The following is a 14,078-nucleotide window of genomic DNA, read 5'->3' as shown; positions in this document are numbered from 1 at the left end:
AAATGTTAGAAAACTCAGCTGGTTAACCCAACTGAGTTTTGAAGTTTTATTTAGTCTTTCCAAAGTTCTTTAACTTTTGCTTGTACTTCTGCATTTTCTAGGAATTCATCGTAGGTTTCATCGATACGGTCGATGACGCCATTTTTAGACAAGACAATGATATGGTTAGCCAAAGTTTGAATAAACTCGTGGTCATGGCTGGCAAAGATGATTGATTCTTTAAAGTTTTTCAATCCATCATTCAAGCTTGAGATAGATTCCAAGTCCAAGTGATTTGTTGGATCATCGAGGACAAGGACATTTGATTTTAAGAGCATGAGTTTTGAAAGCATGACACGAACTTTTTCTCCCCCTGACAAGACGTTGACAGGTTTGTTAACCTCATCTCCAGAGAAGAGCATACGGCCAAGGAAGCCACGTAGGAAAGTATTGTCATCTTCTTCTTTACTTGCGAATTGACGCAACCAGTCAAGGATTGACTCTCCCCCTGCAAAATCGGCCGAGTTATCTTTTGGCAAGTAAGAACGGCTAGTAGTAACTCCCCACTTGACAGTTCCTTCATAGTCAATGTCTCCCATGATTGCACGAATCAATGCAGTCGTTTGGATATCATTTTGTCCAATAAGCGCTGTTTTATCACCTGGACGCAAAATAAAGCTGATATTATCTAAAATAGTCTCACCATCAATCTTTACAGTTAGATTTTCTACTGTCAAGAGATCATTACCAATCTCACGCTCCGCTTTAAAGTTGATAAATGGATATTTACGACTAGATGGTACAATTTCTTCAAGTTCAATCTTATCAAGCATTTTCTTACGTGATGTTGCTTGTCTTGATTTAGAAGCATTAGCAGAGAAACGAGCAACGAACTCTTGCAATTGTTTAATTTTTTCTTCTGCTTTGGCATTACGGTCTGCTAGCAATTTAGCAGCGAGTTCAGAAGATTCCTTCCAGAAGTCATAGTTTCCGACATAGAGTTTGATTTTTCCGAAGTCAAGGTCGGCCATGTGAGTACATACTTTGTTTAAGAAGTGACGGTCGTGGGATACTACGATAACTGTGTTATCAAAGTCAATCAAGAAGTCTTCTAACCAAGTAATCGATTGGATATCCAAACCGTTGGTAGGCTCGTCCAAAAGAAGAACATCAGGTTTACCAAAAAGTGCTTTGGCAAGGAGAACCTTTACTTTCTCACCGTTGGCCAATTCGCTCATGTTTTGGTAGTGTAATTCTTCTGGAATGTTTAGGTTTTGAAGGAGTTGAGAGGCTTCGCTTTCTGCTTCCCAGCCTCCAAGCTCAGCAAACTCTCCTTCGAGTTCGGCAGCACGAACCCCGTCCTCGTCTGAGAAATCTTCCTTCATGTAGATAGCATCTTTCTCTTTCATGATGCTATAAAGTTTTTCATTTCCCATGATAACGACATCAATGGCACGTTCATCTTCATAGTCAAAGTGATTTTGACGGAGAACAGAGAGACGCTCATCTGGACCAAGAGAGATGTGACCAGTAGTAGGTTCGATATCTCCAGCTAAAATTTTTAAAAAGGTTGATTTTCCGGCACCATTAGCACCGATTAATCCATAAGTATTTCCTTCTGTAAATTTGATATTGACATCATCAAAAAGTTTGCGATCACTAAAACGTAGTGAAACATCAGATACTGTAAGCAATGTTTTTCTCCTATATGTGTAATATATTTTATGTGTAATATATTTATTCTACTAGAAAATACGGAAATATTCAAATTTTTATCTGTCAATTTTGTGTAAATTATATTTACATTATACTTTACACAAATCCGTGAATAGTAAGGTTGATTTATTTTGATAAATTGCGGTTATTTCATTAAAAAAATGCTATAATTGAAGGGACTATATCGAAGGAGAACAAAATGACTAAACCCATTATTTTAACAGGAGACCGTCCAACAGGAAAATTGCATATTGGACATTATGTTGGAAGTCTCAAAAATCGAGTATTATTACAGGAAGAGGATAAGTATGATATGTTTGTGTTCTTGGCTGACCAACAAGCCTTGACAGATCATGCCAAAGATCCTCAAACCATTGTAGAGTCTATCGGAAATGTGGCTTTGGATTACCTTGCAGTTGGATTGGATCCAAGTAAGTCAACTATTTTTATTCAAAGCCAGATTCCAGAGTTGGCTGAGTTGTCTATGTATTATATGAATCTGGTTTCATTAGCACGTCTGGAGCGTAATCCAACTGTCAAGACAGAAATTGCTCAGAAAGGATTTGGAGAAAGCATTCCGACAGGATTCTTGGTCTATCCAATAGCTCAAGCAGCTGACATCACAGCTTTCAAAGCTGATTATGTTCCTGTTGGGACAGATCAGAAGCCAATGATTGAGCAAACTCGTGAAATTGTTCGTTCTTTTAACAATGCATATAACTGTGATGTCTTGGTAGAACCGGAAGGTATTTATCCAGAAAATGAGAGAGCGGGTCGTTTACCTGGTTTAGATGGAAATGCTAAAATGTCTAAATCCCTTAATAATGGTATTTATTTAGCTGATGATGCGGATACTTTGCGTAAAAAAGTAATGAGTATGTATACAGATCCAGATCATATTCGAGTGGAAGATCCAGGTAAGATTGAGGGAAATATGGTTTTCCATTATCTAGATGTTTTTGGTCGCCCAGAAGATGCTCAAGAAATTGCTGACATGAAAGAACATTATCAACGAGGTGGTCTTGGTGATGTGAAGACCAAGCGTTATCTACTTGAAATACTAGAACGTGAACTGGGTCCTATTCGTGAGCGCCGTATCGAATTTGCTAAGGATATGGGAGAAGTTTATAATATGCTTCAAAAAGGTAGTGAAAGAGCGCGTGAAGTTGCGGGTCAAACCCTATCTGAGGTTAAAGGGGCAATGGGACTTCATTACTTTAACTAAGTTTATTTTATAAGAAACTATCATTTCTATCTCAAAGAAAAGATAGTTTTTTATTTACCCCTGTAACATTTGACAAATTTTTATAGAATGGTATGATAGATACAATATAAAAAGAGTCAAGCTCAAAAAGAAAGAAAAGAGGAAACTTCGAATGTCTAATTGGGACACTAAATTTTTGAAAAAAGGTTTTACCTTTGATGATGTATTGCTTATTCCAGCTGAAAGTCATGTGTTGCCTAACGATGCAGATTTAACAACTAAATTGGCAGATAATCTGACTTTAAATATCCCAATTATTACCGCTGCCATGGACACAGTTACAGAGAGTCAAATGGCCATTGCTATTGCTCGTGCAGGTGGTCTCGGAGTTATCCATAAAAACATGTCAATTGCTCAACAAGCAGACGAGGTTCGTAAGGTAAAACGTTCTGAAAATGGGGTTATTATTGATCCGTTCTTCTTGACGCCTGAACATACAATTGCTGAAGCAGATGAGCTTATGGGTCGTTACCGCATCAGTGGTGTTCCAGTTGTTGAAACACTTGAAAATCGTAAATTGGTTGGTATTTTGACAAACCGAGATCTTCGTTTTATTTCAGATTATAATCAACCAATTTCAAACCATATGACTAGTGAAAATCTTGTGACTGCTCCTGTGGGTACAGATCTTGCAATAGCTGAGAGCATTCTTCAAGAACACCGTATTGAAAAGCTTCCGTTGGTAGATGAAGAAGGTCGTCTTTCTGGTTTGATTACTATCAAAGATATTGAAAAGGTTATTGAGTTTCCAAATGCTGCTAAAGATGAGTTTGGTCGTCTACTAGTTGCAGGTGCAGTAGGTGTTACTTCAGATACCTTTGAACGTGCAGAGGCGCTTTTTGAGGCAGGGGCGGATGCGATTGTTATTGATACTGCACATGGTCATTCTGCAGGTGTCTTGCGTAAAATTGCTGAGATTCGTGCTCACTTCCCAGATCGTACTTTGATTGCTGGAAATATTGCAACTGCTGAAGGTGCACGTGCCCTTTATGAAGCAGGTGTAGATGTTGTCAAGGTTGGTATTGGACCAGGTTCTATCTGTACTACTCGAGTAATTGCTGGTGTTGGTGTTCCGCAAGTAACAGCTATCTACGATGCTGCAGCTGTTGCGCGTGAATATGGTAAGACTATCATTGCTGACGGTGGAATCAAGTATTCTGGAGATATTGTAAAAGCACTTGCGGCTGGTGGAAATGCTGTTATGCTTGGATCAATGTTTGCTGGAACAGACGAAGCACCAGGTGAAACTGAAATCTTCCAAGGACGTAAGTTCAAGACTTACCGTGGTATGGGATCAATTGCTGCTATGAAAAAAGGCTCAAGCGATCGTTACTTCCAAGGTTCTGTTAATGAAGCAAACAAACTTGTTCCAGAAGGAATTGAAGGTCGTGTTGCTTATAAAGGTGCGGCAGCTGATATTGTCTTCCAAATGATTGGCGGTATTCGCTCTGGTATGGGTTACTGTGGTGCAGCTAACCTTAAAGAACTACACGATAATGCTCAATTTATTGAAATGTCTGGTGCTGGTTTGAAAGAAAGCCACCCTCACGATGTACAAATTACTAATGAGGCGCCAAATTATTCTATGTAAAAGAAATGAAAAGAACTCCTGCAAAAACAGGAGTTCTTTTACAATGTTGTCAAGTTTTATTTACAATAACTTTACCATCTTGAATAGTGAAAATACTTAGATTTTCTGGTAGATTTTGAAGATGATCTAAGCTTGTTGTCGTGATAAAGGTTTGGATTGACTGAGAAATCGTTTCTAATAATTTTAGTTGTCTAGTGTTGTCAAGTTCGCTCATAACATCGTCAAGCAGTAATATTGGAGATTCTGTAGTGATGCTTTCCATTAATTCGATTTCTGCTAATTTTATCGAGAGGACGAGACTACGATGTTGACCTTGACTTCCAAAACTAGCATCCATCCCATTTATATAAAAAGAAATATCATCTCGATGAGGACCAACACCAGTATTTCTTTTAAATAAATCTCTAGATTTACTTTTTTCTAAAGCGATTTTGAAAGATTCAGATAAGTCTTCCTTGTCAGTTATCTTTACAGAAGATTGATAGGATATTGACAACTCTTCAATCTGATTAGAAAGTTCAAAATGTTTCTTATGGCCAAAATGTTCTAGTTTTTTTATGAAATCTAAGCGGTGATTCATCACACGACATCCATAATCAACTAGCTGATCATCCAACACTGAAAGGAAGGTTTCATCTATTGTTTGAGCTGATTTTAGATAAGTGTTTCTTTGTTTTAGGATGTGATTATAATTGGTTAAATCTGATAAATAGATTGGCTTAATTTGCCCAAGCTCCATATCAATAAATTTTCGTCGAACCGAAGGTGCTCCCTTAATTAGTTGTAAATCTTCAGGAGCAAATAAGACAACATTCATGTGTCCTACATAATCTGAAAGTCGTGCCTGTTTTAAGTGATTAACTTTTGTCACACGCCCTTTTTGTGTTAGTTCAATTTCGAGAGGAATAGATCCCGTTTTTTTCTGAACAAGACCTGAAAGATGAAGTTGTTCCTCATCAAAATGAATGAGATTTTTATCTGTTCGAGTTCGATGGCTACGTGTTAAGGCTAAAAAATAGATAGCCTCTAACATATTTGTTTTACCTTGTGCATTACGTCCTAAAAAGACATTTAATTTAGGATTAAAGTCTATTTTCGTCTCTTTGTAGTTACGAAAAGTTTTGAGAGATAGGTGTTGTAGCCACATGATTATCTACCAGGGAATCGCGGAGCTTGTTTGCTTTTGGGTGATGAAGTAGGTTTTGATTTATCTTTTTTTACTCCTTTATTCATCTCCTTAACAAGTTTAGCGATTCGTTCTTTTTCAACTTTATCAGCTTGATATTCATCTTGCTCCTCAGAAGTAGGTTGTGTCAACAAGATGTCAATATTCATGTCAGGGATGTCAACTTTATCACCAATACGAAGTTTTTTACCGCGACGACTCTCTAATTCCCCATTAAAGTAAACAGAATGTTCAGAGAGAAAGGATTTGATAGCTCCTCCGCTATGTGTAATTCCAAGTTCTTTGAGTAGTGCTTGGAGGGTAATAAATTCTTCAAATAATTTGTATTCCATAATTCACCTCAATCTTTGGTATTATACCATATTTTCCTAAAAATAGTGAGAGAAACAGGGAGAAATGTAAGCGATTTTTATTTCAAAACTGTTACAGAGAACAAGAAAATTTCAGGTTTTCGTGATATAATAGAAGTCTGTATATAAGGAGGTGAATCATGGAGTTAGTGTATGGAATTTCAACACATTTTATCCAATCAAAGAAATTTAAAACGAACAAAATTACCGTGCGTTTTACAGCTCCATTATCCCTCGATACGATTGCAGGTCGCATGTTGAGTGCGAGTATGCTAGAGACTGCTAATCTGATGTACCCTACTTCTCAAGCTTTGAGGAGACACTTGGCCAGTCTATACGGTACAGATATGTCAACCAATTGTTTCAGAAGAGGGCAAAGTCATATTGTAGAATTGACATTTACCTATGTTCGTGATGAGTTTTTAAGTAGGAAAAATGTGCTAACTTCTCAGGTTTTGGAACTTGTAAAAGAAACTCTTTTTTCACCCGTAGTAGTTGATAATGGGTTTGATCCAGCCTTATTTGAAATTGAGAAAAAACAATTGCTAGCAAGTTTAGCAGCAGATATGGATGATTCTTTTTATTTTTCACATAAAGAATTAGACAAATTATTTTTTCATGACGAACGTCTCCAATTGGAGTATAGTGATTTACGAAATCGTATTTTAGCTGAAACTCCACAAAGTTCTTATTCTTGTTTCCAAGAATTTTTGGCCAATGATCGAATAGATTTCTTTTTCCTAGGTGACTTTAATGAGGTTGAAATTCAAAATGTATTAGAATCATTTGGCTTTAAAGGTCGAGAAGTAGATGTGAAGATTCAATATTGCCAACCTTATTCCAATATCTTGCAAGAAGGCATGGTTAGGAAAAATGTGGGACAGTCTATTTTAGAGTTGGGATATCATTGCCCTTCTGAATATGGTGATGAGCAACATTTACCCATGATTGTAATGAATGGTTTACTTGGTGGATTTGCTCACTCTAAACTATTTACAAATGTCCGTGAAAATGCTGGATTGGCTTATACTATTTCAAGTCAGCTTGATTTATTTAGTGGATTTTTGAGGATGTATGCTGGTATCAATCGAGAAAATAGGAATCAGGCTCGAAAAATGATGAATAATCAATTACTTGATTTTAAAAAAGGTTATTTTACAGAGCTTGAGCTAGAGCAGACCAAGGAAATGATTCGTCGGTCTTTGTTGCTTTCTCAAGATAATCAAGGTTCATTGATTGAACGTGCTTATCAAAATGCCTTACTTGGAAAATCTTCAGCAGACTTTAAAGGTTGGATTGCAAAACTCGAGCAAGTTGACAAAGATGATATTTGTAGAGCAGCTAATAATGTGAAACTACAAGCGATTTACTTTATGGAAGGAATAGAATGACAAAGGTTGTTTTTGAAGAAAAATACTATCCAGCTGTAAAAGAAATGGTTTATCGAACTCGTTTGTCGAATGGATTGACAGTTGCTCTTTTGCCTAAAAAGGAATTTAAAGAGGTTTACGGGAGTGTAACTGTCCAGTTTGGTTCGGTAGATACGCTTGTCACAGAAGTTGACGGAGATGTAAAACAATATCCTGCGGGAATTGCTCATTTTCTTGAACATAAATTATTTGAAAGAGAAGATGCTAGCGATTTGATGTCTGCTTTTACGAGTCTAGGTGCAGATAGTAATGCCTTTACAAGCTTTACAAAAACAAACTATCTTTTTTCAGCAACGGATTATCTCTTAGAGAATTTAGACTTACTTGATGAATTGGTAACATCAGCACACTTTACTGAAGATTCCATTTTGAGAGAGCAGGATATTATCCAGCAAGAACGAGAAATGTATCAAGATGATCCAGATTCGTGTTTATTCTTTTCAACCTTAGCGAATTTATATCCTGGCACACCTTTAGCAACGGATATAGTTGGAAGTGAGGAGTCCATTTCCCAAATCCATCTAACGAATTTGCAAGAAAATTTTACAAAGTTTTACAAACCTGTAAACATGTCTCTGTTTTTAGTTGGCAATTTTGATGTGGATCAAGTACAGGACTATTTTGAAAGAAAAGAATTGAAAGATTTAGATGTTCAGGAAGTAGCAAGAGAAAAGTTGCTTTTACAAGATGTAAAACCAACAGATAGTATGAGAATGGAAGTATCTTCTCCCAAACTAGCGATTGGAGTTAGAGGTAAGCGAGAAGTTGCTGAGGCGGATTGCTATCGACATCATATTTTATTAAAATTATTGTTTGCAATGATGTTTGGTTGGACTTCGGATCGTTTTCAAAAATGTTATGAATCAGGTAAATTAGATGCTTCCCTATCTCTTGAAATTGAAGTAACAAGTCGCTTTCATTTTGTCATGTTGACAATGGATACGAAAGAGCCAGTTGCTTTGTCTCATCAATTCAGGAAGGCTATTCGTAATTTTACAAAGGATTTAGATATTACAGAGGAACATTTAGATATTATCAAAAGAGAGATGTTTGGCGAATTTTTCAGTAGCATGAACTCTCTTGAATTTATTGCAACGCAATATGATGCTTTTGAACATGGTGAGACAATTTTTGACTTACCAAAGATTTTACAGGAAATTACTTTAGAGGATGTCCTTGAAGCAGGACATCACTTAATAGATGAAGGGGATATAGTTGATTTTACAATATTCCCATCGTAGTAACCTATCATAATAGATACTAGAAAGAAGGGATGACAAGTATGAGGAAAAAAACAATTGGTGAGGTTTTACGATTAGCTAGAATCAATCAGGGATTGAGTTTAGATGAATTGCAGAAAAAGACAGAAATCCAGTTAGATATGTTGGAAGCAATGGAAGCAGACGATTTCGATCAACTTCCAAGTCCTTTTTACACGCGTTCTTTCTTGAGAAAATATGCATGGGCTGTTGAGTTAGATGACCAAATTGTCTTGGATGCTTATGATTCTGGGAGTATGATTACTTATGAGGAAGTAGATGTTGATGAAGACGAGTTGACAGGTCGTAGACGTTCAAGTAAGAAAAAGAAGAAAAAAACATCCTTTTTACCTTTATTTTATTTTATCCTTTTTGCCTTATCTATTTTAATTTTTGTGACCTATTATGTTTGGAACTATATTCAAACCCAACCAGAGGGGCCTTCTCTTTCTAATTACAGTGTGGTTCAATCAACAAGTTCGATAAGTTCAACTAGCTCTGTTCCCCACTCCTCAAGTAGTAGTTCATCTAGTAGTTCTTCTAGTATAGAATCAGCTATAAGTGTATCAGGTGAAGGAAATCATGTAGAAATCGCTTATAAGACAAGTAAGGAAACAGTTAAACTGCAATTGGCAGTTTCAGATGTTACAAGTTGGGTCAGCGTTTCAGAAAGCGAACTTGAGGGCGGTGTAACCTTATCACCGGATAATAAAAGTGCAGAAGCAACAGTTGCAACTAAAAGTCCTGTAACCATTACGTTAGGTGTTGTAAAAGGTGTTACTTTGACAGTAGATAATCAGACTGTTGATTTGTCGAAGTTAACAGCGCAGACTGGGCAAATCACTGTAACCTTTACTAAAAATTAAGGAAAAACGAATGAAAAAAGAACAAATTCCCAATCTCTTAACAATAGGTCGAATTCTCTTTATACCTATTTTTATCTTTATTTTAACAGTAGGAAATTCGATAGAGAGTCATATAGTGGCGGCTATTATCTTTGCTATTGCCAGTATTACAGATTATTTAGACGGATATTTAGCTCGTAAATGGAATGTGGTCAGTAATTTCGGTAAATTTGCAGATCCTATGGCGGATAAACTACTAGTTATGTCGGCTTTTATTATGTTGATTGAGCTAGGTATGGCTCCGGCTTGGATTGTTGCAGTGATTATCTGTCGAGAGTTAGCTGTGACAGGTTTAAGGCTGTTACTGGTTGAAACTGGAGGAACAGTTTTAGCAGCAGCAATGCCTGGAAAAATTAAAACTTTTAGTCAGATGTTTGCGATTATTTTCTTGCTATTACATTGGACTTTGCTTGGTCAAGTTCTACTTTATGTAGCCTTATTTTTCACTATCTACTCTGGCTATGATTATTTTAAGGGTAGTGCCTATGTATTTAAAGGGACATTTGGTTCGAAATGAAATCAATAATTGATGTAAAAAATCTTTCTTTTCGTTATAAGGAAAATCAGGAATACTATGATGTGAAGGATATTACGTTTCACGTGAAACGTGGAGAATGGCTTTCGATTGTAGGACATAATGGTAGTGGTAAATCAACGACGGTTCGCTTAATTGATGGTTTACTGGAAGCAGAATCCGGAGAGATTGTAATTGATGGCAAACGGCTGACTGAGGAAAATGTTTGGAATATACGTCGTCAAATCGGTATGGTTTTTCAAAATCCAGATAATCAATTTGTTGGAGCGACTGTTGAAGATGATGTAGCCTTTGGTTTGGAAAATCAGGGACTTTCTCGTCAAGAAATGAAAAAGAGAGTGGAAGAAGCTCTGGATTTGGTTGGCATGTTGGACTTTAAAAAGAGAGAGCCAGCGCGTCTATCAGGTGGCCAAAAGCAACGTGTGGCCATTGCAGGTGTTGTAGCCCTAAGACCAGCTATTTTAATCTTAGATGAAGCAACAAGTATGTTGGATCCTGAGGGACGTAGAGAACTGATTGAGACAGTAAAAGGAATTCGGAAAGACTATGATATGACGGTCATTTCCATTACCCATGATTTGGAAGAAGTTGCCATGAGTGATCGTGTGTTGGTCATGAAAAAAGGGGAAATTGAATCAACCAGTAGCCCAAGAGAACTTTTCTCTCGAAATGATTTAGATCAAATTGGATTAGACAATCCTTTTGCTAATCAATTAAAATATTCTTTGAGCCAGAATGGCTATGATTTACCTGAAAATTATTTGACAGAAAGTGAGCTAGAGGATAAGCTATGGGAATTGCTCTAGAAAATGTGAGTTTTACATATCAAGAAGGTACTCCCTTAGCTTCAGCAGCTTTGTCGGATGTTTCTTTGACGATTGAAGATGGTTCTTATACAGCTTTAATTGGGCACACAGGTAGTGGCAAATCAACTATTTTACAACTCTTAAATGGTTTATTGGTGCCAAGTCAAGGGAGTGTGAGGGTTTTTGATACCTTAATCACCTCGACTTCTAAAAATAAAGATATTCGTCAAATTAGAAAACAGGTTGGCTTGGTATTTCAGTTTGCTGAAAATCAGATTTTTGAAGAAACGGTTTTGAAAGACGTTGCTTTTGGACCGCAAAATTTTGGAGTTTCTGAAGAAGATGCGGAGCAGATTGCGCGTGAGAAACTGGCTCTGGTTGGAATTGATGAATCACTTTTTGATCGTAGTCCGTTTGAGCTATCAGGTGGACAAATGAGACGTGTCGCCATTGCAGGCATACTTGCCATGGAACCAGCCATATTAGTCTTAGATGAGCCCACAGCAGGCCTAGATCCCCTGGGAAGAAAAGAGCTGATGAATTTGTTCAAAAAACTCCACCAGTCAGGGATGACCATTGTCTTGGTAACGCATTTGATGGATGATGTTGCTGAATATGCGAATCAAGTCTATGTAATGGAAAAGGGACGTTTAGTGAAGGGGGGAAAACCAAGTGATGTCTTTCAAGATGTTGTCTTTATGGAAGAAGTGCAGTTGGGAGTACCTAAAATTACGGCCTTTTGTAAACGATTGGCTGATAGAGGCGTGTCATTTAAACGATTACCGATTAAGATAGAGGAGTTCAAGGAGTCGCTAAATGGATAGTATGATTTTGGGACGTTATATCCCAGGGGATTCGATTGTTCACCGATTGGATCCACGTAGCAAATTGCTTGCTATGATGTTACTGATTTTAATCGTTTTCTGGGCTAATACTCCCTTGACGAATTTAATTCTTTTTATAGCGACAGGGATATTTATTGCCTTGTCAGGAGTATCTCTTTCATTTTTTATTCAGGGCTTGAAGTCTATGTTTTTCTTGATTGCCTTCACAACTATTTTTCAACTATTTTTCATTTCTAATGGGAATGTTTTATTTGAGTTTTCGTTTGTGAGAATCACGGATTATGCTTTGCAACAAGCTGGAATTATTTTTTGTCGCTTTGTATTGATTATTTTCTTTTCAACTTTGTTAACCTTAACGACCATGCCCTTAAGTTTGGCCTCAGCTGTCGAAGCTTTGTTAGCGCCTTTAAAGCGTGTGAAAGTTCCAGTTCATGAAATTGGATTGATGCTGTCCATGAGTCTACGTTTTGTCCCAACCTTGATGGATGATACGACGCGGATTATGAATGCACAGAAAGCGCGTGGAGTGGATTTTGGTGAAGGAAGCATTGTTCAAAAGGTGAAGGCTATGATTCCAATTTTGATTCCTCTTTTTGCAACAAGTTTAAAACGTGCAGATTCTTTAGCTATCGCTATGGAAGCGCGTGGTTATCAGGGTGGAAAAGGCAGAAGTCAATACCGACAATTGGAATGGACTCGAAAGGATACGCTGACTATTCTTGTTATTCTCGTACTTGGTTGTTGCTTATTTTTCTTAAAATCTTAGTAGCATTTAAAGAATTGATTAAAAGTTACTGTAACAGTTTTTGATATAAAGGTAGGGATATGAACCGTTTTAAAAAATCAAAATATGTCATTATTGTTTTTGTCACTGTTCTGCTTGTATCAGCTCTCTTGGCGACGACTTATTCAAGTACAATTGTGACAAAATTAGGAGATGGAATTTCATTGGTTGATAGGGTTGTACAAAAACCTTTTCGGTGGTTTGATTCTGTCAAATCAGATTTGGCTCATTTGACACGAACATATAATGAAAATGAAAGTTTGAAGAAACAGATTTACCAGTTAGAAGTCAAATCAAATGAGGCGGAAAGTTTAAAGACAGAAAATGAACAATTGCGCCAATTGCTTGATATGAGGTCTAAATTGCAAGCCACAAAGACTTTAGCAGCAGATGTTATTATGCGTTCTCCGGTATCTTGGAAGCAGGAGTTGACCTTAGATGCAGGTAGATCAAAAGGTGCTTCTGAGAACATGTTAGCTATTGCAAATGGTGGCTTGATTGGGAGTGTTTCAAAAGTGGAGGACAACTCTACTATGGTCAACCTTCTGACAAATACGGAAAATACTGATAAGATTTCTGTTAAAATTCAACACGGCACTACTACAATTTATGGAATTATTGTTGGCTACGACAAGGAAAATGAAGTTCTTAAAATTAGTCAATTAAATAGTAATAGCGATATTAGTACAGGCGATAAGGTGACAACGGGTGGATTAGGAAACTTTAACGTTACGGATATTCCTGTTGGTGAAGTGGTTGCCACAACGCATAGTACAGACTATTTGACACGAGAAGTAACTGTTAAATTGAGTGCAGATACTCATAATGTGGATGTGATAGAATTAGTGGGGAATTCATAATGAGACAGTTGAAGCGGGTTGGAGTGTTTTTATTGCTCCCTTTCTTTGTTCTAATTGACGCCCATATTAGCCAGCTTCTGGGCTCATTTTTCCCCCATGTACATTTAGCTAGTCATTTTCTGTTTCTATTTCTCTTGTTTGAGACGATAGAAGTATCAGAGTATCTCTACCTAGTCTATTGTTTTGTGATAGGCTTGGTTTACGATGTTTACTTTTTCCATCTAATAGGGATTGCAACTCTCTTATTTATCTTATTGGGAGCCTTTCTTCATAAATTGAATAGTGTTATTTTGTTGAATCGTTGGACACGAATGCTCTCTATGATTGTCCTGACCTTCCTGTTTGAAATGGGTAGTTATCTTTTGGCTTTTATGGTAGGGCTGACAGTGGATAACATGTCGATTTTTATAGTCTATAGCTTGGTACCGACGATGATTTTAAATTTTTTATGGATTACTGTTTTTCAATTTATTTTTGAAAAATATTATCTATAAGAACGACATATAAATGTAACAAAGGCGTAATATTTATTGGAGTTTTTTTTGGTATACTAGTATTGTCTTAAACA

General features: G+C 36.9%; 14 protein-coding genes. 11 read left to right on the top strand and 3 right to left on the bottom strand.

Going from position 1 to position 14,078, the window contains the following annotated elements; genetic code table 11:
- Positions 1–50: 50 nt before the first annotated feature.
- Positions 51–1,673, bottom strand: a complete 1,623-nt coding sequence (locus tag HT721_RS03695; RefSeq protein ID WP_000958774.1) for an ATP-binding cassette domain-containing protein — start codon at positions 1,671–1,673, stop codon at positions 51–53.
- 221 nt (positions 1,674–1,894) lie between these two features.
- Between HT721_RS03695 and trpS the strand changes: the two genes are divergently transcribed.
- Together trpS and guaB are read left to right on the top strand one after the other, a co-directional pair.
- A complete protein-coding gene (gene trpS / locus HT721_RS03690; protein WP_000165450.1) occupies positions 1,895–2,920 on the top strand; it encodes a tryptophan--tRNA ligase in 1,026 nt (341 codons plus the stop codon).
- 151 nt (positions 2,921–3,071) lie between these two features.
- Positions 3,072–4,550 carry an IMP dehydrogenase gene (gene guaB, locus HT721_RS03685; protein WP_000073402.1) on the top strand — a complete coding sequence of 493 codons (1,479 nt, stop codon included), beginning with the start codon at positions 3,072–3,074 and terminating at the stop codon, positions 4,548–4,550.
- Positions 4,551–4,599: 49 nt separating this feature from the next.
- On the opposite strand, the gene recF is transcribed toward guaB, so the two are convergent.
- Both recF and yaaA read right to left on the bottom strand, forming a co-directional pair.
- Positions 4,600–5,697, bottom strand: coding sequence for a DNA replication/repair protein RecF (gene recF, locus HT721_RS03680; RefSeq protein ID WP_173212964.1), 1,098 nt, complete (start codon positions 5,695–5,697; stop codon positions 4,600–4,602).
- A 2-nt stretch (positions 5,698–5,699) separates the two neighbouring features.
- Positions 5,700–6,068, bottom strand: coding sequence for a S4 domain-containing protein YaaA (gene yaaA, locus HT721_RS03675; RefSeq protein ID WP_000455897.1), 369 nt, complete (start codon positions 6,066–6,068; stop codon positions 5,700–5,702).
- Between the two features lie 158 nt (positions 6,069–6,226).
- Here yaaA and HT721_RS03670 point away from each other — a divergent pair, with 158 nt between their 5' ends.
- Genes HT721_RS03670 through mreD form a run of 9 tightly spaced genes read left to right on the top strand, consistent with a single transcriptional unit; the run spans position 6,227 to position 14,004 of the window.
- Positions 6,227–7,477: a pitrilysin family protein gene (locus HT721_RS03670; RefSeq protein WP_173212962.1), complete on the top strand. Its 1,251-nt coding sequence runs from the start codon at positions 6,227–6,229 to the stop codon at positions 7,475–7,477.
- A complete protein-coding gene (locus HT721_RS03665) occupies positions 7,474–8,757 on the top strand; it encodes a pitrilysin family protein (RefSeq protein WP_173212960.1) in 1,284 nt (427 codons plus the stop codon). Before HT721_RS03670 ends, HT721_RS03665 begins: the two co-directional genes overlap by 4 nt.
- 41 nt (positions 8,758–8,798) lie before the next feature.
- Positions 8,799–9,641: a cytoskeleton protein RodZ gene (rodZ, locus tag HT721_RS03660; protein WP_001227963.1), complete on the top strand. Its 843-nt coding sequence runs from the start codon at positions 8,799–8,801 to the stop codon at positions 9,639–9,641.
- A 10-nt stretch (positions 9,642–9,651) separates the two neighbouring features.
- Entirely contained in the window at positions 9,652–10,197 is a 546-nt protein-coding gene (gene pgsA / locus HT721_RS03655; protein ID WP_000712138.1) for a CDP-diacylglycerol--glycerol-3-phosphate 3-phosphatidyltransferase, read from the top strand.
- On the top strand, positions 10,194–11,021 hold the full coding sequence (locus HT721_RS03650) for an energy-coupling factor ABC transporter ATP-binding protein (protein ID WP_173212956.1): 828 nt from the start codon (positions 10,194–10,196) through the stop codon (positions 11,019–11,021). Before pgsA ends, HT721_RS03650 begins: the two co-directional genes overlap by 4 nt.
- Positions 11,006–11,845, top strand: coding sequence for an energy-coupling factor transporter ATPase (locus tag HT721_RS03645; RefSeq protein ID WP_173212954.1), 840 nt, complete (start codon positions 11,006–11,008; stop codon positions 11,843–11,845). The genes HT721_RS03650 and HT721_RS03645 overlap by 16 nt, the downstream gene beginning before the upstream one ends.
- Positions 11,838–12,632 (top strand): energy-coupling factor transporter transmembrane protein EcfT, encoded by a 795-nt coding sequence (locus tag HT721_RS03640; RefSeq protein ID WP_023940631.1) that lies wholly within the window; start codon positions 11,838–11,840, stop codon positions 12,630–12,632. Before HT721_RS03645 ends, HT721_RS03640 begins: the two co-directional genes overlap by 8 nt.
- 59 nt (positions 12,633–12,691) lie before the next feature.
- Positions 12,692–13,510, top strand: coding sequence for a rod shape-determining protein MreC (gene mreC / locus HT721_RS03635; RefSeq protein ID WP_173212952.1), 819 nt, complete (start codon positions 12,692–12,694; stop codon positions 13,508–13,510).
- Positions 13,510–14,004, top strand: a complete 495-nt coding sequence (gene mreD, locus HT721_RS03630) for a rod shape-determining protein MreD (RefSeq protein WP_061654453.1) — start codon at positions 13,510–13,512, stop codon at positions 14,002–14,004. Before mreC ends, mreD begins: the two co-directional genes overlap by 1 nt.
- Positions 14,005–14,078 lie beyond the last annotated feature (74 nt).

This window comes from Streptococcus sp. 4094, from assembly GCF_013277125.1.
GTDB lineage: Bacteria > Bacillota > Bacilli > Lactobacillales > Streptococcaceae > Streptococcus.
This window is presented reverse-complemented; position numbering and strand designations above follow the sequence as displayed.

What these genes read in the sequence shown, in the direction of transcription:
- trpS (WP_000165450.1), top strand. Translation starts at nt 1,895, where the DNA reads ATGACTAAACCCATTATTTTAACAGGAGACCGTCCAACAGGAAAATTG.
- guaB (WP_000073402.1), top strand. Translation starts at nt 3,072, where the DNA reads ATGTCTAATTGGGACACTAAATTTTTGAAAAAAGGTTTTACCTTTGAT.
- recF (WP_173212964.1), bottom strand. Translation starts at nt 5,697, where the DNA reads ATGTGGCTACAACACCTATCTCTCAAAACTTTTCGTAACTACAAAGAG.
- yaaA (WP_000455897.1), bottom strand. Translation starts at nt 6,068, where the DNA reads ATGGAATACAAATTATTTGAAGAATTTATTACCCTCCAAGCACTACTC.
- HT721_RS03670 (WP_173212962.1), top strand. Translation starts at nt 6,227, where the DNA reads ATGGAGTTAGTGTATGGAATTTCAACACATTTTATCCAATCAAAGAAA.
- HT721_RS03665 (WP_173212960.1), top strand. Translation starts at nt 7,474, where the DNA reads ATGACAAAGGTTGTTTTTGAAGAAAAATACTATCCAGCTGTAAAAGAA.
- rodZ (WP_001227963.1), top strand. Translation starts at nt 8,799, where the DNA reads ATGAGGAAAAAAACAATTGGTGAGGTTTTACGATTAGCTAGAATCAAT.
- pgsA (WP_000712138.1), top strand. Translation starts at nt 9,652, where the DNA reads ATGAAAAAAGAACAAATTCCCAATCTCTTAACAATAGGTCGAATTCTC.
- HT721_RS03650 (WP_173212956.1), top strand. Translation starts at nt 10,194, where the DNA reads ATGAAATCAATAATTGATGTAAAAAATCTTTCTTTTCGTTATAAGGAA.
- HT721_RS03645 (WP_173212954.1), top strand. Translation starts at nt 11,006, where the DNA reads ATGGGAATTGCTCTAGAAAATGTGAGTTTTACATATCAAGAAGGTACT.
- HT721_RS03640 (WP_023940631.1), top strand. Translation starts at nt 11,838, where the DNA reads ATGGATAGTATGATTTTGGGACGTTATATCCCAGGGGATTCGATTGTT.
- mreC (WP_173212952.1), top strand. Translation starts at nt 12,692, where the DNA reads ATGAACCGTTTTAAAAAATCAAAATATGTCATTATTGTTTTTGTCACT.
- mreD (WP_061654453.1), top strand. Translation starts at nt 13,510, where the DNA reads ATGAGACAGTTGAAGCGGGTTGGAGTGTTTTTATTGCTCCCTTTCTTT.